Raw genomic sequence first — 22,230 nt, forward strand, 5'->3', positions numbered from 1 at the left:
GACTAGGAGGCCAGCGATGCTCTACTCCACCCACCGACCGGAACGCACCGCTTTGATCGGGGTGAACGTGCTCGACGCCCGCGGCGGGGAGCCGGTCAGGGATGCCGTGCTCGTCATCGAGGACGGGCGGATCGCCGAGATACTCGCCCGCACGCACTACACGACCAGGCCCGGTACCGAGGAGCTTCAGCTTCAGGGCATGTGGGTCACGCCTGGTCTGATCGACGCGCACGTCCACTTGGCGGGTGGTCGCGCCGGCATCGACGACCAGGAGCTCGGGGTCATCGCCGAGAACCGCACCGTGCGCGCCATCCGCGCCGTCTGCGAGGCGCAGACGCTGCTCAAGCACGGCTTCACCACGGTCCGTGATGTCTCGTGGAACGGCCTGTACCTCAAGCGCGTCTTCTTCGAGCAGAAGCTCCCCGGGCCGAAGGTGATCGCCTGCGGGCCGGGTCTCACTCGCACCGGCGGCCACGGCGACCTCTTCCAGTTCACGCCCGACTACGTGCGTGAGAACGGCGTCTTCGGCCTGGTGGCCGACGGTGAGCAGGAGATCGTCAAAGCCGTCCGCTACCTGCTGCGTGAGGGGGCCGACGCGATCAAGATCTTCCTGTCCGGCGGTGACAACTGGCCGCACGACCGCAATGGCGACATCCAGTACTCGGCTCGCGAACTCGCCGCCGCCGTAGAAGAGGCGCACCGGCAGACCGGCACGATCGTGATGTGCCATGCGGAGAGTCGCGAAGCCATCGCGATGGCGGTGGAGGCCGGGGTCGACACCATCGAGCACGGCGAGGATCTCGACGCCGACCTGGCGAAGACGATGGCCGACGCCGGCACGATCCTCGTCCCGACTCTGCAGCTCATCGCCAACTGGCACCGCGACTTCATGCCCCTGGACGGCGACCGCCGGCCGCCGCTGCGGCCGGACGCCTTCCTGTACCGCGACCTGTACGAGGGGCGGGACGACTCCTTCGCGGACGACTACTCCGGCTCCGCGGTCCGTAGCTTCCAGCTGGCGCTCGAGTCGGGAGTGAAGATCGCCCTCGGCTCCGACACCGTCTACGAGCCGCTCACCCCCTTCGGCGAGTACAGTGCGCTGGAGTTCCGGGCCCTTGTCGAGGCAGGCATGACCGTACGCCAGGCGATCACCGCCGCGACCGTCATCAGCTCCGAGGCGGTCGGGATGTCCCATGTGATCGGCACTGTCGAGGTCGGCAAGCAGGCCGACCTCCTCGTTGTCCGAGCAGACCCCACCACCTCCGCCGACGTCCTCGCCGACGCGTCCAACATCCATCTGATCTTCTGCGACGGCAGGCTGACCGTGAAGGACGGGAAGTTCGAGTGGTGACCACCGAAGGCAAGGAGTTCGGGACTGCGGCGAGCACCGAAGGCAAGGAGTTCGGGACTGCGGCGAGCACCGAAGGCAAGGAGTTCGGGACTGCGGCGAACATCGAAGGTGTCGGGACTGCGGCGAACAGCGAAGGGAAATCCACGGCCGGCTTCCGCCGCGTCCTGACGCTCAGGCATCTGGTCGCCTTCGGGCTGGCCTACCTCGCGCCCACAGTCGTCTTCAACTACTACGGCATCATCACCGACCTCACCGACGGCATGATGGCGCTCGCTTATGTGGTGACGCTCGTCGCGATGTTCTTCACGGCCTACTCGTACGCTCAGATGGTGCGGGCCTTCCCCGTCTCCGGCTCGGCCTACAGCTATGTGCGCAAGGCGGTGAACCCCTGGCTCGGCTTCGGCACCGGCTGGGTCATGCTGCTCGACTACCTGCTGCTGCCAATGGTCTGCTACCTGCTTTTCGGCATCTACATGAACGAGTACGTGCCGTCGGTCCCGGTGGCGGCCTGGGTGATCGCGGGTGCGTTCCTGGGCGCGCTGGTCAACGTCCTGGGCGTGAAGGTGTCGGGGCGGCTCAACGTGGTCCTGGTCTCGGCCCAGATCCTCTTCTGCCTGAGCCTGATCGGTCTGATCACCGCCTACGTGCTCGGCGGCGACGGCAGCGGCAGCCTGCTCGTCCCGCAGGCTCTCGTGGACGTCGCACGGCTCGACCCGGGCAATATTCTGTGGGCCGCTTCGATCCTTTCGGTGTCGTTCCTCGGCTTCGACGCGGTGTCCACACTCGCGGAGGAGACGAAGGACGCCCGAAAGACCGTGCCGCGCGGCATCCTGATCGTCTGCGTCGGCGCCGGCGTGGGCTTCGCCGTCATCTCGTACTTCCTGCAGATCGCCTGGCCGAGTGCGCCATCGGCGATGAAGGATCCCGACGTCGGCATTTTCGAGCTCCTTCCCCGCATCGGCGGCGAAGGCTTGTCGACAGCGTTCCTCGTCACCGACCAGACCGCGAGCATCTTGTGTGCCATGGCCGCGATCGCCGCGGTGTCACGCGTCCTGTACGGCATGGGGCGTGACCGTCTGCTCCCCGTCCGCTTCTTCGGGCACCTCTCCCCGCGCTTCGGGACGCCGGTGAACAACATCGTGTTCACCTCGGCCATCGCTCTCACGGCCGTGTTCTTCTCCGACAACCTGCTCGGTGCGGCCTCGCTGACAAGCTTCGGCGCGATCACCGGGTTCCTGCTCGTCAACTTCTCGGTCATCAACCACTACTACTTCCGCGAACGGCGCCGCACAGGGACGGATGCTGTGCGCTTCCTCGTCATGCCGGCGATCGGCATCGCGGTGAACGTCGTCCTGTGGGTCAATATCGACACCTCCGCCAAGTTGCTCGGGCTCGGCTGGCTCACGCTCGGCGGCATTTATCTCGGTGCCGTCACCAAGGGATTCCGGCTGCTGCCGCAGCCGATCCTCGACGAAGACGGATGATGCGTCCCGTCCCGGCTGCCCCACCGCCGCCGTGGTCGAGGCGGTGGCGGCGGGCGCGGCCCGAGCCGACGGGGACGGGAGTGGCTCCGCAGAGGTGGGTGAAGGCTGCTTCGGAGCGGGGCCGAGGCGCGCGGGCTTCAGCAGTTCAGATACGCGACGTGGATCCAGACACCCGTGGGGCCGCCCCACAGGTCACCCATGACCCAGTTGCCCTGCTGGCCACGGCGGTTGAGGTTCTGGCCCCGGTTCACCTGGCCCAGGACCGGGTACTCGTTGCCGGGTCCGCCGCGGAAATTCACCCCGTTGTCGTTGACGGTGCAGACCGCGGCCGGCGCCTTCGCCACCCGTGCGGCGGCGGGGCTCTGCGCGGCCTGGGCGGCGGGGCTCAGGGCCAGGCCGAGACCGGCGGTCAGCACCGTCGCGGCCAGCATCATCTTCTTCACCATGCGGCTTCTCCTCCGTTTTCCGGCTCACATCCGGGTGTGCCGTTCGTCGGAATCAACGGAGCCGACGATCACCGCGTCACGGGTCCGGATCACCTTCATCCGGGAGTGAAAGTGCAGGCCATACGGTATGTGCGCCAGCGTGCGCGGTCGGTGGCGCGGATGCTTCCCGCGCCTGTCGATCACGGATTCGGCGGGGCGTCCATCCGGTAGCTGTCGCCGTACACCCGCCACCGCAGCGGTGTCTCCAGCCCGAACCTGCCCTCGTGCACGAACACCCGCTGGGCCGTCTCGACCCGGCTGGTGTCGGAGTGCGAGCGCTCCTTCCGCATCGCCGCGACGCGGGCGTCGAGAAAGGCGTTCAGGTAGGCCGCCTCGTCGCCGCCGCGCGCCGGGGGCGGGACCGAGTCGATCGCCTCGCGCCGGATCGTCCGGAATCCGACCGTGCCGTCGGAGTCGTCGTACCCGTGCATCACATAGGCGTCGTAGTAGATGAACTGCCCCAGGGCGCCGAGTCCGTCCGCCTCGGCCCGGGTGACCGCGGGGTCGAAGTACGACCGGTCGCGCTCGGCGTCCTGCGCCGCCCGGAAGGCCGGGTCGGTGGCCGCCGCGGCCCATGCTTCGGTGAACGGGCCGCCGAGTCCGTCGTGCGCGTCGCTGCCCAGCACGGCTCGCAGCGCGGGGAGGAACCGTTGCAGGGGATTGCTCGGACGCGCCGCCGTGTACCGCTCGACGACCTTCAGCATGTCGCCGGTGCCGGAACAGAAGCCGATGATGCCCGCCGTGTAGCCGCGGCCGTCGTCGATGTCCTCGATGTACTCGTACTGCGCCTTCCAGTCGAGTGAGGAGTTCTCCGCGCTGGAGACCAGTTGCATGGCGATCTCCTTCTTCGCCGGATCGTCGAGCCCGGATTCCGGTGCTTCCCCGGCGGACCGGGGCGCCGATCCGGCACCCGGTCCCGACCCGGATCCCGTGCATCCGGAGAGCATGGAGACGGCCATGACGGCCGCCGCGACGGCGGTGGACAGGCGACGAGAAACGATCTTCACCCCTTCACCCTGTCACGTCGCGAGGAGTGGTCTGCGCCCATTCGGCTGTAGCGTCAGGGGTATGGAAGATCAGTCTGTTGTGGATGTCGGCGACGTACGGCTGGCGTACCGGACCTGGGGCGACCCCTTCGGCTCGCCGGTGGTCCTGCTGCACGGCCTCGGCGGCTCCGCCGCGAGCTGGGAGGCGGCGGGGAGCCTGCTCGGCGAGGAGTGGCGGGTGTACGCCCTCGACCTGCGGGGGCACGGCGAGAGCGATTGGCCGTACGAGTACTCCTTCGAGCTGATGCGGGACGACGTCCTCGGCTTCCTCGACGCGTGCGAACTCGACCGGGTCGGCCTCGTCGGCCACTCGATGGGCGGCGTCGTCGCCGAGCTGCTCGCGCAGGAGCACGCGGACCGGGTGGAGCGGCTGGTACTGGTGGAGACCCCGCCACCGTTTCCGAGCGAACCGAAGCCGGCCGCCGAGCCGACGGGACCGGTGGACTACGACTGGGCCGCGGTCTCTCCCATCGGGGTCCAGGTGTCGGACCCCGACCCCGAGTGGGCGGTGGGCCTCGGTGAGATCGTCGCGCCGACGCTGATGATCGCCGGCGGCCCGGAGTCCACCATGCCCCAGGGGCGCCTGCAGGACATGGCCTCGCTGATCCCGGACTGCCGGCTGATCACCATCGGGGGCGGCCACCGGGTGCACGAGGTCCACCCCGACCTGGTCGCCCAGCAGATCACGGAGTTCTTCACCAGCTGAAGGGCCGTCGGTACGGCCTTCGGCCCGCGCCCGCACCGGCAACCCCGCCCGCCCGGCAGCCGCTCACTGTCCTGCGGGAGCGCGGGCGACGTCCGGCGGAAGCGCGGCCGACGTGCCCGGCTGCCAGTCCGGGTGGCGGCCGCTCATGGCGACGGCCCGGTCGACGAGTGGTGCGTCGGCCGGGACCGGAACGGGCGGGCCGAAGATGGTCTCGGACCGGGGGACGGTGTCGTTCGGCGTCAGCATGGCCAGCGAGACACGCAGGCTCGCCTCGTCCGCCTCGTACTTCTGGCCGGTCGAACGGGCCAGGTCCCAGCCGTGGATCACCAGCTCGTCCAGCACGACCACCGCGGCCACCTCGCCCGGCATGTCGACACCGCCCGCCCTGGTCATGCCTTGCCGGGCGGCAGGATCGCGCCAGGCCGTCACCAGCTCGTCCAGCAGTGGCGGCAGTGATTCGCGCCAGTCGTCGGCGAGGACCGGAAGCGCGACGTCCGGGGCGGTGTCGGTCGTCGGGCCGAAGTTTTTCCGCGCCGCGTCGCGAAAGGCCGTGCTCAGCCCGGCCACGTGGGCGAGGAGCTCCCGGACCGTGTAGCCGGGGCAGGGCGTCGGGCCCGCCAGCTGCTGTTCGCCGATCCCGTCGAGCAGGCCGGCGATCTGGCGGGCCGCGGGCTCCAGATCGATCGTGGGTGCGGTCTCCGTGTGTGTATTCATAAAATGCAGACCGCTCCGGCGCCCGGAACTCATCGCTCAGCGCACCACGCGTCCCCGGAGCACGATCCGGCTCGGATGATCCAGCGCGGCCGGGTCCAGGGTCGGATCGGTGGCGTACGCGACGAGGTCGGCGGGCGCGCCGTCCGCCAGGCCTGGCAGACCGAGCCAGGCACGTGCTGTCCAGGACGCCGCGCCGAGCGCCGCGTGGGCCGGCAGGCCGGCGCGTACCAGCCAGTCCATCTCGCCCGCGACGGTCCCGCACGGGAAGGAATCCGTCCCGGCCAGCACCGTCACCTCCGCTTCGTGGGCCGCCCGGACATTGCTGAGCATGGTGTCCCAGCCGGCCAGCCACAGATCACGGCGCACGCTCGGCTCCCGTGCCCGCATCGCGTCCGCCTTCGCGCCGAAGACGCTCAGTGTGGGCACGAACGCCGTGCCCTGGGCGGCCATCCGGTCCAGGAGCGCCGGGTCCAGATGCATGCCGTGCTCCAGGCTGTCGGCGCCCGCCAGTACGGCATTGCGGGTGCCCTCGGCGGTCTGGCAGTGCACCGCCACCTTGCCGCCCGCCGCGTGCACCGCCTCCACCACCGAGGTCAACAGCGCGAGCGGTACGGCGGGTTCATCGAGAGCCCCAGTCACCGACGACCTTGCACCACCCGGACGAAGCCGCCGCCTCCTCCACGGCCGCCCGCACCAGCTCCGCCTCGCTCACATCCCGTCCGAAGCCGGGGAAGAACCGGCCGGGTGTGGCCAGCCAGCGCCCCGCCGAGGTCACGCGCGGGAGTCCGGGGTCCTTCTCCACCCAGGCGGGCATCCGCTGCGAAGTGCCGGGGGTGCGCACCGCGAGTACCCCGGCGTCCCGGTGCTCGCCCAACTGCTTGCGCAGCAGCTCCTCGCCGAAGGGCGCGCCCGGCTCAAGCGCCCCGGGATGCGTGTGCACATCGACGAGCCCGGGCAGCAGCCAGCCGCCGTCGACGACCGTCTCCGCGGCCCGGCCCGCGAGCCCTCCCGGCGGCCTGCCGGCACGGAGCACCTCGCCGTCGATCCAGAACTCGCGCTCCTCGCGTTCAGGCAGCACAACCCCACGTACGCACAGCATCAGCCGACCGTACGTCACCCCCCACCTTCCGGCCCAAAGAGCACGACCCACACCGGCACATTGCGGAACGTTCCTCTCCACCCTCTTGTCGGCGACCTTCGCGCCATGCGATACAGGTCTGGACCATTGCTGCCGGATGGAAGGCACGACCGTGCAACGCCCCCACGTAACCGCTGCGTTGGCCTGCTCCGCCGCCGCCCTGCTCCTCGTTACGCTCACCGCCTGTGATTCCGCCCCCGAGGCCGACATCCAGAAGCCCACGACCCCGGACCATGTGACAGCGCAGGCCAGTAGCGCCACCTCCGCGCACATCATGTGGGAGCAGGCCGCCGACAACGAGGCGGTCACCGGTTACGAGGTCTACCGCCAGGGCGAGAAGGTCAAAACCGTCCCGGCGACCAAGGTGATGACCGACATCGGCGGGCTGACCGCCTCGACCGCGTACACCTTCACCGTTCGCGCCCGCGACGCCGCCGGGAACCTCTCCGCGCCGAGCGCCGCCGCAGCCGTCACCACACCCGCCCCGACCCCTGCCGACCACGAGCCGCCGACCCGCCCGGTGAAGCTGCGCGGCGCCGCGGACGGCAGCCGGGCCGTGAACCTCTCCTGGGGCGGCTCGACGGACGATGTCGGCGTCACGTCGTACGACATCTACCAGGAGGACTCCCGGATCCACAGCGTGCCCGGCACGCGAACGACCGCGCATGTGACCGGACTGCGCCCCGGCACCGTCTACACGTTCACCGTCCGCGCCCGCGACGCCGCCGACACCTCCTCGCCGGACAGCAATGCCCTCGACCTGACCACCGCTTCCGCGCCGGGCGCACCCGCGAGTACCGCCCCCACGGACCTGCGGATCAGCAACCGCGTCCAGGGCAAGGAGTACGCCGTCGACCTGGACTGGAAGCAGCCCGACACGGGCGGCGAGATCCCGGCGTACCAGCTCTTCATGGACGGCCGGCTGACCACCACCATCGTGTGGGGCGCCACCCCGCCCGCGGGCCGGGCGAGTTACCGGCTCACCGTCAGCGACCCACGCGGCACCCGCTACTCGATGAAGATCCGCGCCAAACTGCCGGACGGGAAGTGGGGGGACTTCTCCGCCCAGCGCACGGTCGTCCTCGGCGACCGACTTGGCGAGTGATTGGTCTGAACCTCTTGACGATTTGGTCCAGACCATTTAGTTTTCCCGTGCTCCATGGCACCAGGAAAGTCTCCACTCCCCCTCAGGACCGCCTCACCGGTCCCTGCCCCAAGGGAGAACCATGTTCGAGCACATGAGTTCCAGAAGGAGAACAGCGGCCGTCCTCGTCGCCGTTCTCGGACTCCTCCTCGCGCTGCTGTCGATACAGGCCGCACCCGCACACGCGGTGGGCAAGCTGACGGCGACCTTCACCTCGGCCGACAACGGGTCGTGGTGGAAGGGCACCTACGTCCTGCACAACGACACCGACACCGCCGTCACCGGTTGGAGTCTCGAATTCGACCTGCCTGCCGGGGTCGCGATCGACACCTCCTACAACGGCACCGTCACCACCCGGGGCAACCACATCACCGCGGTCAACGCCCACTACAACGGTACCGTCGCCGCTCACAGCACCACCGAGCCGTACAGCTTCTGGTTCGTGGCCACCGGACGGATCACGGCACCGACAGGCTGCCGCATCAACGGCGACAAATGCGACGGATCCGCGGACGTGCCGCCGGGCGCGCCCGCCGGACGTGCCGCCGGGCGCGCCCGGCGGACTGAAGCAGACCGATGTCACCGCCCGCACCGCGTCGCTGTCCTGGACGGCGGCCACGGCGGGCGACTTCCCCGTGGCGTCGTACGACATCCTGGCCGGCGGCAAGGTGCTCGGCACCGCCACCGCGGCAACCACCGCCACCGTCACCGGCCTGACCCCGGCCACCGCCTACTCCTTCACCGTCCGGGCCAAGGACACCCGGGGCAACACCTCCGCCGAGAGCGCGCCGCTGACGGTCACCACCGTCGACCCGGCCACCGACACCTCCCCGCCCACCGCACCGGGCTCGCTGCGCTCCACGGGGGCGGACTCCTCGTCCGTCACCCTCGCCTGGACCGCCGCGACGGACAACCAGCGGGTCGCCGCCTACGACATCTACCGGGACGGACAGCTCGCCACCACGGTCTCCGGTACGACGACCACCGCGACCATCGGCGGACTCTCGCCCTCGACCTCGTACACCTTCACCGTCAAGGCCCGTGACGCGGCGGACAACGTCTCTCCGGCCGGCAACGCGCTCACGGTGAAGACCGACGGCATCGTCGGCGCGGGCAACTACGCCAAGGTCGGCTACTTCGTCCAGTGGGGCATCTACGGCCGCCAGTACTTCGTCAAGAACCTCCAGGACTCCGGGGCCGCGGGCAAACTCGACATCGTCAACTACGCCTTCGCCAACATCGACCCCAACAACCTCACCTGCCTCAACGGCGTCACCAAGGGCACCACTGCCGACCCCGAGGACCCTGAGCAGGGCACCGGCGCCGGTGACGCGGACGCCGACTACGCCCGGCCGTTCAGCGCCGCCCAGTCCGTCGACGGCGTCGCGGACGACGGCTGGGGCACACTGCGCGGAAACTTCAATCAGTTGAAGAAGCTCAAGAAGCTCCACCCGAACCTGAAGATCGTGGTCTCGCTCGGCGGCTGGACATACTCGAAGTACTTCTCCGACGTGGCCGCCACCGACGCCTCCCGCAAGAAGTTCGTCTCCTCCTGCATCGACATGTACATCAAGGGCAACCTGCCCGAGTACAACGGCGCGGGCGGTCCCGGCACCGCGGCCGGAATCTTCGACGGCTTCGACGTCGACTGGGAATGGCCGGGCACCGGCACCGGACACCCCGGCAACCACTACTCACCGAACGACAAGGACAACCTGACCCTGCTTCTCGCCGAGTTCCGCAAGCAGATGGACGCCCTCGGCGGCGGCCACCGCCTCCTCACCGCCTTCACCCCCGCCGACCCGCAGAAGATCGGCGACGGCTGGGACCTGAGCAAGGTCTTCGACTCCCTCGACGTGGCGAACGTCCAGGGCTACGACTTCCACGGCTCCGGCAGCGACAACTCCTGGGAACCCGATCGCACCGGCCACCAGGCCAACCTCTACACGGACGACCAGGACCCGTACGACGTCCACTTCAGCGCCGACACCGCCATCAAGGCCTACACGGACGCGGGCGTCGAACCCCGCAAGCTGACGCTCGGCATCCCCTTCTACGGCCGCGGCTGGCAGAACGTCACCGACGGCGGCGTCGCGGGCGAATGGCAGCCCGCGGGAGGCGCCGCCCCCGGCCAGTTCGCGGAGGAGGCGGGCAACCGCGGCTACTCCAACCTCATCGGCGCGTACCCGACGATGACGATCCATCACGACGAACAGTCGGTGTCCACGTACGGCTACACAGGCAGCCAGTGGTGGTCCTTCGACGACACCTGGTCCATCGGCAAGAAGACGGCCTACGTGAAGGACAAGGGCCTGTTGGGGGTGATGGTCTGGGAGATGTCCGGTGACACCTCGCAGGGCACACTGCTCAACGCTCTTGACACCGGACTGAAGTAGCCGGCCCGGGAGAACGGATACCTGCTCGCGGAGCTCCGGCGGGCTTCGCGAGCAGGTCGGGCGGTCTCTGCGGTGGTGGTCCCGCGTCGTCGGCAGCGCGGCGCCGAACAGGATCCGCGCCTCGAAGTGCTGCGCCGCGGCCCCGGTCACGAAGTGGAGATCGCCCGCATCCCGACATCGAGGTTCATAGTGAGTACGAAGCGAACAGTGGGACGGCACCCCCGCCGAGGAGTACCTCGCATACGTGGACGAGCAGCGCGCCAAGCATGGGCTCTCCGCGGCAGACCTCATGGCCTGGCGGCCGGAGAAGAAGGCCCGCGGGCGGGCGAAGAAGGCCGACTGAACCTCGCGTAAGGCTCGTACAAGAGGGCGCCCCGCTACCGGAGTTCGGTGGCGGGGCGCCGTCGTTCCTCCGGGGTCAGCTCTGCGCGGCGAATTCCACGAAGGCCGCCCAGCCGCCAGAGGCGACAGACAGGATGGGCCCGGTCCTGTCCTTCGAGTCGCGAACGTGGACGGTGCTCGTGCGGGTCGCTACCTCGACGCACTCGCCGCCGGCTCCGCTGCTGTAGCTGCTCTTGAACCACGCGGACTCAGGCGTCCCCACAAGCGCTTCGGCGTTCATGTCTCTCCCAGAGATTTCTCGATGAGGGCCAGCGATTCGCGCGGAGTGAGTGCCTGGGCCCGGAGGACGCCGTACTGCTCCTCGAACTCCCGGACCGGCCTTCGCTCCGTGTAGAGACGGCTGTCCTTGTGCGCCTCAACGTACGCGATCCTCCGCTCTTCCTTGGTCTCGATCAAGGTGAAGGCGCCAGCCATTCCCGCGTGATCCTCGCGGCGGGTCGGCATCACCTGGATCTCGACGTTGCGGTATTGGCCGATCAAGAGAATCTGCTCCAACTGACCACGCAGCACTCCGTCCCCGCCCAGGGGGCGGCGCAGCATGCACTCCTCGATCACGAAGCTGATGATCGGCCTGGGGCGACGGGAATAGATCTCGTGCCTGGCCAGGCGTGCTGTCACCCGTTGATCCACGATCTCCTCCTCCAGCACCGGTCGCCACATCTCGAACACCGCCCGCGCGTACTCTTCCGTTTGCAGCAACCCAGGCACGCCGTGGTTGGCGTACACGTGCAGCTCAACCGCCTCCGCCTCCAACCGCGCCGCATCCCGGAAAAATGCCGGGTCTTGAGCCCGAGCGACCTCTTCTTTGCTGGCCTTCAGCACCCCGCCCGCGTCCAGCAGTTCGTCCGCCTGCTCGATAAACTTCGGCTGCGGGATCCGGCGGCCCTGCTCGAACGACGCGATGGACGACGCCGAGTACCCCGTCATCGCGCCGAACTCCGCCCGCTCCAGCCCGGCCCGTACCCGGAACAGCTTCAAGTGCTGACCGAACACGTGCAGGATGCCCGACCCGACTTCGTATTCGTGCTGCGGCTGCTGTCCTTGATCGTCCATGCCCCGTGCCTCCGGTACCGTCCCGCGTAGCCCTGCTTGCCCCGAACCGTCTCCACCCATGAATCGGCCAACGCGGCCCACCGGGGCCGGTTACGCCCGGTGCCGCGTACAGCTCGCGTGCTGACGCGTACAACGCGAAGCCGTCGGCGTATCCCTCCCGGTCACGGTAGCCACGGGCCCAGAGTGTTTTCCGGATGAATCCAGCGGTTCCCCCGGACGTGCGAGCCCGTAAGCTCAGGGAGGTGCATGCGGGGGCGGGGCAGCACCTCACTCGTCCCCGGCAACTCCACCCGCCGGCGATGACACAATCCAAGCCATGCAGGGGGTGTTGTCCTCTCACGGACCCGCCCCCGGGCAGATGGAAAGACTGCCTGACCCGGCTCACGTCCTGACCGACGAACGGGGCCCCGGTCACTCGGTTGGATGCTGATCGACGAGGCCGGCCAGGCGACCGCCCAGATGCCGGTGGGTGCGCTGTGGCGGGCGCGCAGAGGCGTCATCGTGGGCGATCCGCTGCAACTGGAGCCGGTGGTCACGCTGCCTCATACGGGGCAGCAGGCACTTCGCCGTACCTTCGGTGTGGCTGAGGAGTGGGAACCGTCCCGGAGCTCGGCGCAGCGCGTCGCGGACCGGCTGAACAGCTCCGGCACATGGCTTCCGGCACCCCAGGGTTCCGAGGACGACCGGGTCTGGGTGGGGTCGCCTCTGCGTGTCCACCGGCGTTGCGACGACCCGATGTTCACGATCAGCAACGAGATCGCCTACGACGGGCTCATGGTGCACAGGGTGCACCGGGACGACGATTACGCGGTGGCCCGGCGCGGCGTGTGGTGGCCGGTGAGCGGAGGGCGGGCATCGCAGGGCAAGTGGTCGCCGGACGAGGGGGATTGCGCGAACGTCATCGTGCACCGGCTCGTCGATCAGGGCCTTGACCCCGATCGTGAGCTCTTCGTCATCAGCCCGTTCCGGGATGTCGTGGCCGGACTCCGTCGCAGCCTGTGCCACGTTGTCCCGCGCGACAGGGTGGGAACCGTGCATACGACCCAGGGGAAGGAGGCCGATGTCGTGCTGCTGGTCCTCGGGGCGGGGGGCGACAAGGCAGGTCCGCGAGCCTGGGCGGCATCGACACCGAACCTGCTGAACGTCGCGGTGAGCCGGGCCCGTCGACGGCTGTTCGTCGTGGGTGACCACGACGCATGGCGTGGACACCAGCACTTCGACGTACTCGCACGTCAGCTGCCGTGCATCTCGGAGGCCGAGCAGGCGGCCATGCGGGAACTCGCCCCGACGGTGCTGGCCGAAGGGTGCCGATGCAGGTAGGCGAGGCCGCAGTCCCACGCCTACGTGCTCGCGCGGCGCTTTGGAACGCTCCGGATCCATACCGTCCCCGGGGCGGCCGACGCGGCCCTCTCCGAGCCTGGCCGGTCACGCTCTGTGGCGTGTACGGCCCCGCACGGGGTTCGCCGGCCTTGAGGGTGCACGGGCCGTCCTGAAAGAGACGGTCGGATTTGTCTTCCTGACCCCTTCCTGACGTCGCGCTCGTCCGGCCATGGAAGCGCCCCCGGCGCCGTGCGGCACCGAGGGCGGTCAGAATTGCATGCGAGCGGTGTCAGTCCAACTGCTCGTACGCCGGCAGGGTCAGGAAGTCCGTGTAGTCCTGGTCCAGGGAGACCTGGAGCAGGAGGTCGTGGGCCTGCTGCCACTTGCCGGACGCGAAGGCCTCGTCGCCGGTCTCGGCGCGGATCGCGGCGAGTTCCTCGGCTGCGACCTTGCGGGCCAGGTCCGCGGTGGCGTGTTCGCCGTTCTCGAAGACGACGTCCGCGTTGATCCACTGCCAGATCTGCGAGCGCGAGATCTCCGCGGTGGCCGCGTCCTCCATCAGGTTGAAGATGGCGACCGCGCCCATGCCGCGCAGCCAGGCCTCGATGTAGCGGATGCCGACCGCGACGGCGTTGCGCAGTCCCTCGTACGTGGGCTTGGCGTCCAGGGTGTCGATGGCGATCAGGTCGCCCGCCGTCACCGAGACGTCCTCGCGCAGGCGTTCCTTCTGGTTCGGCTTCTCGCCGAGGACCGCGTCGAAGGAGGCCATGGCGATCGGGACCAGGTCGGGGTGGGCGACCCAGGAGCCGTCGAAGCCGTCGTGGGCCTCGCGGTCCTTGTCGGCCTTGACCTTCTCGAAGGCGACCTTGTTGACCTCGGCGTCGCGGCGGGACGGGATGAAGGCCGCCATGCCGCCGATGGCGTGCGCGCCGCGCTTGTGGCAGGTGCGGACGAGGAGTTCGGTGTAGGCGCGCATGAACGGGGCGGTCATCGTCACCGCGTTGCGGTCCGGGAGGACGAACTTGGCGCCGCCGTCACGGAAGTTCTTGACGATGGAGAAGAGGTAGTCCCAACGGCCCGCGTTCAGCCCGGAGGCGTGGTCGCGGAGCTCGTACAGGATCTCCTCCATCTCGTACGCGGCGGTGATCGTCTCGATGAGGACGGTCGCGCGGACCGTGCCCTGCGGGATGCCGAGGTAGTCCTGGGCGAAGACGAAGATGTCGTTCCAGAGGCGGGCCTCCAGGTGCGACTCCGTCTTCGGGAGGTAGAAGTACGGGCCCTTGCCGAGGTCGATGAGGCGCTGGGCGTTGTGGAAGAAGTAGAGGCCGAAGTCGACCAGCGCGCCCGGCACCGGGGTGCCGTCGAGCTGGAGGTGACGCTCGTCCAGGTGCCAGCCGCGGGGGCGGGTGACGACCGTGGCGAGCTCGTCGGCGGGCTTGAGGGAGTACGACTTGCCGGACCTGGGGTCCGTGAAGTCGATGTTACGGGTGTAGGCATCGATCAGATTGAGCTGGCCGAGGACGACGTTCTCCCACGTGGGGGCGGACGCGTCCTCGAAGTCGGCGAGCCAGACCCTGGCGCCCGAGTTCAGGGCGTTGATGGTCATCTTGCGGTCGGTCGGACCGGTGATCTCCACCCGGCGGTCGTTCAGCGCGGCCGGGGCCGGCGCGACTTTCCAGGAGTCGTCCGCGCGGATCGCTGCCGTCTCGGGCAGAAAGTCCAGCGTGGAGGTACGGGCGATCTCGGCGCGACGCTCACCCCGGCGGGCGAGCAGTTCGTCGCGGCGGGGTGTGAACTGCCGGTGCAGCTCGGCCACGAACGCGAGAGCCGCGTGGCTGAGGACCTCATCCTGCCGGGGCAGGGGCTCGGCATCGACGATGGCCAGCGGGGACGGCGCTGGTGCGGACATGAGCTGTCACTCCTTCAGCGGGCGGTGCGGGCGGCGTCTCACGGCCGCCGGGTCGCCTGGAACGGGCACGGCGTGCCAAGGCTCCGAGGTATGGCCGTGGTCGCCGTCTGGCATACAGAGGGCTTCTGACCAGTGGATACTAGTTTCCTCATGGTGGAAGTTCAATGATTTGTTGATGTCGAGATTCTCCGGGTCGACACAAGTGGCGCGTTGCTGGCGCGGCGTGCCAGTCCACTCACTCAAGGTGTTTCAGGTCCTCCACCGTGTCGATGTCGTACGTCTGAGCCACATCGGAACACTCGACGAGCGTGATCGCATCGCGGTGGGCCCGCAGGTACGCCCGGGCGCCCTGATCGCCCACCGCTGCGGCCGCGACGTCCGCCCACCGGTCGGCCCCGAACAGCACCGGATGGCCGCGCTCCCCGTCGTACGAGGCGGCCGCGAGGCTCCTTCGGGTGCGGTACGCCGATCGCACCCGCGCCACCGCGTCCGCGCCGATGCCCGGCTGGTCCACCAGGAGCACGAGCGCCGCGTCCGCCCCCGTACCGGCCAGCTCCCCGAGCCCCGCCCGCAGCGATGAGCCCATGCCCTCGGCCCACTCGGGGTTGACGGTCACGGGGCAGCCGGTGAGGTCGGCGCGTGCGCGTACCTCGTCGGCCGCGGCGCCCAGGACCACCTGGACGCGGTCGCAGCCGCCCTCCCGCAGGACGCGTACCGCGTGCTCCACCAGCGGCCGGCCGCGGTGGTCGAGCAGTGCCTTGGGCCGCCCGCCGAGCCGCCGCCCGCCGCCCGCGGCGAGCAGCAGCCCGGCGACCACCGGGGTCCGGGGCCGTCCGGTGACGGCCGGGTCCTGTGTTGTTCGAGTCATGGGGACTGGCATACCCGGGAGATGCCCCGCCCGCGCAACCGGGAAGCGGCGGGAGCGGTGAGGAGTACAGGGAGCGGGCTCGGCGGCGTACGCCGAGCCTTCCATGGAGCGACGTGTGTATCACCCATACGGGAGCCCCTGAATTCCGTCCGCGGAGTGGCGCTCGACACCTGCCATGGCGTTAACTTGCGGGCATCTCCGGACACTTGACCACGGTCCGGAGTCCGGTCGAAACACTGGCACAAGGATGTGCGAGGGGGAGTGCTTTGTTGCGAAGCGTGGGGCAGACGCCGGTGACCAGCAGTGATGAGGATCCGAGGGTGGCGGAGCTGCGTACGGCGGTCTCCCGGCTCCGCCGCGAGCTGGCGGGGCATCCCGCGGAGTTCCCGGACCGCGGGATCGCCGAGGACGAGCTGGCCGCGTTGGACGCGATGGCGATCAGCGGCGCGCCCGAGATTCCCCGCCTGCGTCGTTCGCTGCTGCTGATCGCGGGGGCGATCGGCTCGGTCAGCGCACTGGCCGCCGCGCTCAGGGACCTACGCGTCGCCGTCGACCTCTTCGGCGAGCCGCCGCGCTCCTGACGGCCGCCGCGCCCCGCCCGCCGTCGTGCTCCTTACGGCCGCCGCGCTCCTGGCGCGCGACGGCCGGGAACCGGTCGCGGCGGCGTGACTCAGCCGGTGGAACCGTTACTGGCGAGCGCGTCGGACAGCTCCTTCGCGGCCTGCTGCAGGATCGGCACGATCCGCTCCGTCGCGGCCTCCGTCACCCGGCCCGCCGGGCCCGAGATCGAAATCGCGGCCGACGTGGGGGAGTTGGGTACGGAGACCGCCAGGCAGCGCACCCCGATCTCCTGCTCGTTGTCGTCGACCGCGTAGCCGACCCTGCGTACCTGCTCCAGCGCGTCGAGGAAGTCGTCCGGGGTGGTGATCGTCTTCTCGGTGGCGGCCGGCATTCCGGTGCGGGCGAGCAGGGCCCGTACCTCCTCCGGGGGCGTGTGCGCCAGCAGCGCCTTGCCGACGCCCGTGGAGTGGGGGAGCACCCGGCGGCCCACCTCGGTGAACATGCGCATCGAGTGCTTGGACGGCACCTGCGCCACGTACACGATCTCGTCGCCGTCGAGCAGCGCCATGTTCGCGGTCTCGCCGGTCTCCTCGACCAGGCGCGCGAGGTACGGGCGGGCCCAGGTGCCGAGCAGCCGGGAGGCGGATTCGCCGAGCCGGATCAGACGCGGGCCGAGCGCATAGCGCCGGTTCGGCTGCTGGCGCACGTATCCGCACACCACGAGCGTGCGCATCAGGCGGTGGATGGTCGGCAGCGGAAGCCCGCTGCTCGCGGAGAGTTCGCTCAGCCCGACCTCGCCCCCGGCATCCGCCATCCGCTCCAGCAGATCGAAGGCGCGCTCAAGGGACTGCACGCCGCCGCTGGAAGCGGCGGGCTTGGAGTCGGATGTGCTGGCGTGGGACGACGGCACGTCAACGGTCCTTTCGAGGCGGAAGAGCGGGTGCCTCGCCGGGCGAGGCACCCAGCAGACTACCGGTCGGTTCCCGATCGGCGCACTGCTCCGGGTGCGGCGTCCTTGCCGGTCAGAGCCCGTTCGTCCCGGTGTCTGCAGTTAGCGGGGCCATTCTGCGGTGCCGCACTGGTCCCATGTTACGTTCCGCTTTCCGGAATTGCTCTTTTGCTTTGTGGAAACCTCCAGGAGCGGTTACGGGTGGTCCACCTGCCGCCGGACGAGGAAAGTGGGGTCTTGACGGGCCCGAATCCCGAGTGAAGACTCCTTCAACAGTTCGTTGAATTTGCCAGCGGTCGAAAGTCCGAAGTGAGGAGCACGGGTGTCCGGTGCGGACGTGAAACTGGTACTGCGCTCGACGCGTGTCGTCACCCCGGACGGGACGCGCCCCGCAGTGGTCGCCGTCGCCGAGGGGAGAATCGACGCAGTCCTGCCGTACGACACCGAGGTGCCGGCCGGTGCCCGGCTGGAGGACTTCGGCGACGACGCCCTGCTGCCCGGACTCGTCGACACCCATGTCCATGTGAACGACCCCGGTCGCACCGCCTGGGAGGGCTTCCACACCGCCACCCGCGCCGCGGCGGCGGGCGGCATCACGACCCTGCTCGACATGCCGCTCAACTCCCTCCCGCCGACCACCACCGTCCCGCATCTGCGCACCAAGCAGCAGGTGGCAGCCCCCAAGGCGCACATCGACACGGGATTCTGGGGCGGGGCGATCCCGTCCAACGTCAAGGACCTGCGTCCGCTGCACGAGGCCGGGGTCTTCGGTTTCAAGTGCTTCCTCTCGCCCTCCGGCGTCGACGAGTTCCCCGAGCTCGACCAGGAGCAGCTGGCCCGGTCCATGGCCGAGATCTCCGGCTTCGGCGGGCTGCTGATCGTGCACGCCGAGGACCCACGCCAGCTGGCCTCCGCCCCGCAGCGCAGCGGGCCCGCGTACGCCGACTTCCTCGCCTCCCGGCCCCGGGACGCCGAGAACACCGCGATCGAGGGACTCATCGCGCACGCCAGGCGGATGAACGCCCGGGTCCATGTGCTGCACCTGTCCTCCAGTGACGCGCTGCCGTTGATCGCCGCCGCCAAGCGCGAGGGCGTACGGGTCACCGTCGAGTCCTGCCCGCACTTCCTCACCCTCACCGCCGAGGAAGTCCCGGACGGCGCGACCGAGTTCAAGTGCTGCCCGCCGATCCGCGAGGCCGCCAACCAGGACGCGCTGTGGGAGGGGCTGGCCGACGGGACGATCGACTGCATCGTCTCGGACCACTCGCCGTGTACCGCCGACCTCAAGACGCCGGACTTCGCCTCCGCGTGGGGCGGCATCTCCTCCCTCCAGCTGGGCCTTCCCGCCATCTGGACCGAGGCCCGCAAGCGCGGCCACTCGCTCGACGACGTCGTCCGCTGGATGTCCGCCGCCCCCGCCGAACTGGCCGGGCTGCCCCGCAAGGGCGCCATCGAGGCCGGCCGCGACGCCGACTTCGCGGTCCTCGCCCCCGACGCGACCTTCACCGTCGACCCCGCCGAGCTCTTCCACCGCAACCAGGTCACCGCCTACGCCGGCAAGACCCTGCACGGCGTCGTGAGATCGACGTGGCTGCGCGGACGGCGGATCGCGGCGGACGGCACCGTCGGCGAACCCACCGGCCGCCTTCTCGAAAGGAATCAGTGACCATGACGGCGACAGCCCGCTTCACCGGTGACGCGAACCCGTACGGCGGCGGCGACCCGTACGCCGACTACCGCACCGCCGACCTCCCCTTCACCGGCCTCGTCGACCTCGCCGACCGGCGGCTCGGCGCCGGGGTGATCGCCGCCAACGACGAGTTCTTCGCCGAGCGCGAGAACCTCCTGAAGCCGGAGCCCGCCGAGTTCGACCCCGAGCGCTTCGGCCACAAGGGCAAGATCATGGACGGCTGGGAGACCCGCCGTCGGCGCGGCGCGGGCGCCGACCGGCCGCACCCCACGGACGAGGACCACGACTGGGCGCTGGTACGGCTCGGCGCGCCCGGAGTCGTACGCGGCATCGTCGTCGACACTGCCCACTTCCGCGGCAACCACCCGCAGGCGGTCTCCGTCGAGGCGGCCTGCGTCCCCGGCTCCCCGTCGCCCGAGGAACTCCTCGCGCCCGGAGTGAAGTGGACAACGCTCGTACCGCGCACGGCCGTCGGCGGACACGCGGCCAATGGGTTCGTCGTCGCGGCCGAGCAGCGCGTCACCCATCTGCGGGTCAATCAGCACCCCGACGGCGGGATAGCCCGGCTCCGGGTGTACGGCGAGGTCACCCCCGACCCGGACTGGCTGGCCGCCCTCGGCACCATCGACCTGGTCGCCCTCGAGAACGGCGGCCTGGTCGAGGACGCCTCCGACCGCTTCTACCTCTGATCTTGGCCAGTGCTCCGCCCTTGAAGGACTCTGCTGAGGAATGCGTGATTCGAGCAGGGCTGGGTCGTTGGTCCTCCACGATTGTTATGGCGTGAGCGGGAGGGCCGGGAGATGTCACTGGAGCCACGGGCTGGTCATGGGGTGCCGGAGCTGACGGCCCGGGTGGTGCGGGCAGCGTTCCCGAAGGGGACGATGGCGGTGCGGATCCGGGAGGCGTTGGGCCCGCTGTTTGAGGACGAGGCGTTCGCAGGGGCGTTTGCCGTCCGGGGACGCCCGGCTGTCTCGCCGGGGGCGTTGGCTTTGGTGTCGGTGTTGCAGTACGCGGAGGGGCTGACCGATCGGCAGGCCGCTGACCAGGTGCGGGCCCGGATGGACTGGAAGTTTCTGCTCGGCCTGGAGCTGGACGATCCCGGGTTCGATGCCTCCGTGCTGAGCCTGTTCCGTTCCCGTCTCATTGAGCACGGACTGGAACAGACGACGCTGGAGCTGGTGCTGGAACGCCTGCGCGGGCTGGGCCTGCTGAAGGCCGGTGGCCGGCAGCGGACCGATTCCACGCATGTGCTGGCGGCGGTGCGGACGCTGAACAGGATGGAGTTCGTCGGCGAGACGCTGCGGGCGGCGCTGGAGGCGCTGGCGGTCGCCGCCCCGGCATGGCTGTCCGGCCTGGTCACGGCCGAGTGGGCCGAGCGCTACGGGCCGCGCGTGGACGATTACCGCTTCCCCAAGGGCGAAGAGGTCCGTGAACAGTGGTCTGAGCAGGTCGGACGGGACGGGTTCGTCCTGCTGGAGGCGGTCTACGCCCCCGCGGCTCCGGACTGGCTGCGCGAGATCGAGGCGGTGCAGGTCCTGCGGGTCTCCTGGGTCCAGCAGTACCACCGCGACGAGAGGGGGTGCGCTGGCGGGAGGGCAAGGATCTCCCGCCGGTTCATCACCGGTTGTGCTCGCCCTATGACACCGATGCCCGTTACGGGATCAAGCGCGGCTCGGGCTGGACCGGCTACAAGGCGCATCTGACCGAGACCTGCGAGCCGGATGCGCCGCACGTGATCACGCAGGTGGCCACCACCGATGCCGTGGTGGCCGACACGGAGATGACCGAACCGGTCCACCAGGCGCTCGCGGAACGGGAGTTGCTGCCGCACGTGCATGTCGTGGATGCCGGCTACACCACTGCCGCCCTGTTCCTGTCCGCGACCGAGCGGGGTATGGAACTGCTCGGCCCGGCCCCGCACGACAGCAGCCGCCAGTCCCAAGAGGATCAGGGCTTCTCCCGCGCCGACTTCACCATCGACTGGGACAACGAGAGCGCCATCTGTCCCGGCGGGCACCGAAGTTTCGAGTGGTGGGAACAGAAACACCACCGCAACGGCACTCCGGTCCTCAAGGTGTTCTTCTCCGCCGAGCACTGCCGCCCCTGCCCGAAGCAGACGGCATGCACCAAGCCCCCGTCCGGCCGCCGGGGCAGGGGCATCACCTTCCTGCCCCGCGAACGGCACGAGGCCCTCGAAGCCGTCCGCCAGGCCCAGGAGACCGACAATTGGAAGAACCGTTACGCGATCCGGGCCGGGGTCGAAGGCACGATCTCCCGGGCCGTCCGTGTCACCGGCCTGCGCCGTACCCGCTACCGCGATCTACCCGCGACCCGCCTCGGCCACGTCTTCGCCTCCACCGCACTCAACCTCATCCGCATCGACCGATGGCTGACCGGCACCCCACTCGGCGGCACCCGCACCTCCCGCCTCGAAGCTCTGATGCTCGCGGCCTGACCACCCGAATCACGCATTCCTCAGCAGAGTCCTTCAGGGCGGGGGTGAAGGCCATCCTTGGCCCGGAGGCGCAGAGCGCCGGAGTGCTCTGCGCCTTGGGGTGAGGGTCAGACGGGACGCTGTTGGTTTTCGATGTACTGCTTGACGACGGTCAGGGGTGCGCCGCCGCAGGACCCTGCGAAGTAGGAGCCGGACCAGAAGTGTCCGCCCCACAGGTACCGGCGGACATGCGCGTTGTACTCCTGGCGGAGCCTGCGGGAACTGACGCCCTTGAGGGAGTTGACCAGTTTGGAGAGCTGCACCTTCGGCGGGTAGTGCACGAGCAGGTGGACGTGGTCCTGTTCGCCGTTGAACTGTTTCAGCTCGGCCTCGAAGTCGGCGCAGACCTCCCGCATGATCTCTTCGGTGCGGGTCAGCATGGCGTCGGTGAACGCTTCACGCCGGTACTTCGTGACAAAAACCAAATGAACATGCAGGTTGTAGACAACATGGCGACCGGTTCTGACATCGGGATGAGGGTTCCAGCGCGGTGACATAAACCAATGCTATGGTCTCGATC

Annotated in this window: 16 protein-coding genes and 4 pseudogenes; 10 read left to right on the forward strand and 10 right to left on the reverse strand. The window is 69.4% G+C overall.

Features of this window, described 5'->3' with window-relative positions:
* The first annotated feature begins 16 nt into the window (after positions 1 to 16).
* Both OG306_RS31920 and OG306_RS31925 read left to right on the forward strand, forming a co-directional pair.
* Positions 17 to 1,351, forward strand: coding sequence for a metal-dependent hydrolase family protein (locus OG306_RS31920; protein WP_266749624.1), 1,335 nt, complete (start codon positions 17 to 19; stop codon positions 1,349 to 1,351).
* Positions 1,345 to 2,835 carry an APC family permease gene (locus tag OG306_RS31925; RefSeq protein WP_266749626.1) on the forward strand — a complete coding sequence of 497 codons (1,491 nt, stop codon included), beginning with the start codon at positions 1,345 to 1,347 and terminating at the stop codon, positions 2,833 to 2,835. The genes OG306_RS31920 and OG306_RS31925 overlap by 7 nt, the downstream gene beginning before the upstream one ends.
* A 137-nt stretch (positions 2,836 to 2,972) precedes the next feature.
* Here OG306_RS31925 and OG306_RS31930 read toward each other — a convergent pair whose 3' ends face one another.
* Both OG306_RS31930 and OG306_RS31935 read right to left on the reverse strand, forming a co-directional pair.
* Entirely contained in the window at positions 2,973 to 3,281 is a 309-nt protein-coding gene (locus OG306_RS31930; RefSeq protein WP_266749628.1) for an SH3 domain-containing protein, read from the reverse strand.
* Between the two features lie 179 nt (positions 3,282 to 3,460).
* A complete protein-coding gene (locus OG306_RS31935; protein ID WP_371665934.1) occupies positions 3,461 to 4,327 on the reverse strand; it encodes a chitosanase in 867 nt (288 codons plus the stop codon).
* A 61-nt stretch (positions 4,328 to 4,388) separates the two neighbouring features.
* Here OG306_RS31935 and OG306_RS31940 point away from each other — a divergent pair, with 61 nt between their 5' ends.
* Positions 4,389 to 5,072: an alpha/beta fold hydrolase gene (locus OG306_RS31940; protein WP_266749631.1), complete on the forward strand. Its 684-nt coding sequence runs from the start codon at positions 4,389 to 4,391 to the stop codon at positions 5,070 to 5,072.
* Positions 5,073 to 5,135: 63 nt separating this feature from the next.
* Here OG306_RS31940 and OG306_RS31945 read toward each other — a convergent pair whose 3' ends face one another.
* A complete protein-coding gene (locus OG306_RS31945) occupies positions 5,136 to 5,786 on the reverse strand; it encodes a TIGR03086 family metal-binding protein (RefSeq protein ID WP_371665935.1) in 651 nt (216 codons plus the stop codon).
* A gap of 36 nt (positions 5,787 to 5,822) precedes the next feature.
* Positions 5,823 to 6,888, reverse strand: a pseudogene (locus OG306_RS40955) (amidohydrolase family protein).
* A 133-nt stretch (positions 6,889 to 7,021) separates the two neighbouring features.
* On the opposite strand from OG306_RS40955, the gene OG306_RS31960 reads away from it, so the two are divergent.
* Together OG306_RS31960 and OG306_RS31965 are read left to right on the forward strand one after the other, a co-directional pair.
* On the forward strand, positions 7,022 to 8,029 hold the full coding sequence (locus OG306_RS31960; protein ID WP_371665937.1) for a fibronectin type III domain-containing protein: 1,008 nt from the start codon (positions 7,022 to 7,024) through the stop codon (positions 8,027 to 8,029).
* Positions 8,030 to 8,150: 121 nt separating this feature from the next.
* Positions 8,151 to 10,464, forward strand: a pseudogene (locus OG306_RS31965) (glycosyl hydrolase family 18 protein).
* A gap of 418 nt (positions 10,465 to 10,882) precedes the next feature.
* Here OG306_RS31965 and OG306_RS31970 read toward each other — a convergent pair.
* Together OG306_RS31970 and OG306_RS31975 are read right to left on the reverse strand one after the other, a co-directional pair.
* Positions 10,883 to 11,086, reverse strand: coding sequence for a DUF397 domain-containing protein (locus OG306_RS31970; protein WP_266749641.1), 204 nt, complete (start codon positions 11,084 to 11,086; stop codon positions 10,883 to 10,885).
* Positions 11,083 to 11,919, reverse strand: coding sequence for a helix-turn-helix domain-containing protein (locus OG306_RS31975; RefSeq protein WP_266904982.1), 837 nt, complete (start codon positions 11,917 to 11,919; stop codon positions 11,083 to 11,085). Before OG306_RS31975 ends, OG306_RS31970 begins: the two co-directional genes overlap by 4 nt.
* Before the next feature lie 423 nt (positions 11,920 to 12,342).
* Here OG306_RS31975 and OG306_RS31980 point away from each other — a divergent pair, with 423 nt between their 5' ends.
* A complete protein-coding gene (locus OG306_RS31980; protein WP_266749644.1) occupies positions 12,343 to 13,239 on the forward strand; it encodes a DEAD/DEAH box helicase in 897 nt (298 codons plus the stop codon).
* A gap of 289 nt (positions 13,240 to 13,528) precedes the next feature.
* Here the strand turns inward: OG306_RS31980 and aceB are convergent, their stop codons facing one another.
* Together aceB and OG306_RS31990 are read right to left on the reverse strand one after the other, a co-directional pair.
* Positions 13,529 to 15,148, reverse strand: a complete 1,620-nt coding sequence (gene aceB / locus OG306_RS31985) for a malate synthase A (RefSeq protein WP_266749645.1) — start codon at positions 15,146 to 15,148, stop codon at positions 13,529 to 13,531.
* A 235-nt stretch (positions 15,149 to 15,383) separates the two neighbouring features.
* Positions 15,384 to 16,016, reverse strand: coding sequence for a nucleotidyltransferase family protein (locus tag OG306_RS31990; protein ID WP_266749646.1), 633 nt, complete (start codon positions 16,014 to 16,016; stop codon positions 15,384 to 15,386).
* 266 nt (positions 16,017 to 16,282) lie between these two features.
* On the opposite strand from OG306_RS31990, the gene OG306_RS31995 reads away from it, so the two are divergent.
* Complete coding sequence (locus tag OG306_RS31995; protein WP_266749648.1) at positions 16,283 to 16,597, forward strand: DUF5955 family protein; 315 nt, start codon at positions 16,283 to 16,285, stop codon at positions 16,595 to 16,597.
* Positions 16,598 to 16,686: 89 nt separating this feature from the next.
* Here OG306_RS31995 and OG306_RS32000 read toward each other — a convergent pair whose 3' ends face one another.
* Positions 16,687 to 17,487 carry an IclR family transcriptional regulator gene (locus tag OG306_RS32000; protein WP_266749650.1) on the reverse strand — a complete coding sequence of 267 codons (801 nt, stop codon included), beginning with the start codon at positions 17,485 to 17,487 and terminating at the stop codon, positions 16,687 to 16,689.
* A gap of 361 nt (positions 17,488 to 17,848) precedes the next feature.
* Between OG306_RS32000 and allB the strand changes: the two genes are divergently transcribed.
* The 3 genes and pseudogenes from allB (at position 17,849) to OG306_RS32015 (ending at position 21,671) form a co-directional block, all read left to right on the forward strand.
* Positions 17,849 to 19,192 carry an allantoinase AllB gene (allB, locus tag OG306_RS32005; protein WP_266749651.1) on the forward strand — a complete coding sequence of 448 codons (1,344 nt, stop codon included), beginning with the start codon at positions 17,849 to 17,851 and terminating at the stop codon, positions 19,190 to 19,192.
* A gap of 2 nt (positions 19,193 to 19,194) precedes the next feature.
* Positions 19,195 to 19,899 (forward strand): annotated as a pseudogene (locus OG306_RS32010) (allantoicase); the annotation flags it as partial.
* A 117-nt stretch (positions 19,900 to 20,016) separates the two neighbouring features.
* Positions 20,017 to 21,671 (forward strand): annotated as a pseudogene (locus tag OG306_RS32015) (IS1182 family transposase).
* Between the two features lie 107 nt (positions 21,672 to 21,778).
* Here the strand turns inward: OG306_RS32015 and tnpA are convergent.
* On the reverse strand, positions 21,779 to 22,207 hold the full coding sequence (tnpA, locus tag OG306_RS32020) for an IS200/IS605 family transposase (protein ID WP_266904249.1): 429 nt from the start codon (positions 22,205 to 22,207) through the stop codon (positions 21,779 to 21,781).
* Positions 22,208 to 22,230: the final 23 nt, after the last annotated feature.

Source organism: Streptomyces sp. NBC_01241 (assembly GCF_041435435.1).
GTDB lineage: Bacteria > Actinomycetota > Actinomycetes > Streptomycetales > Streptomycetaceae > Streptomyces.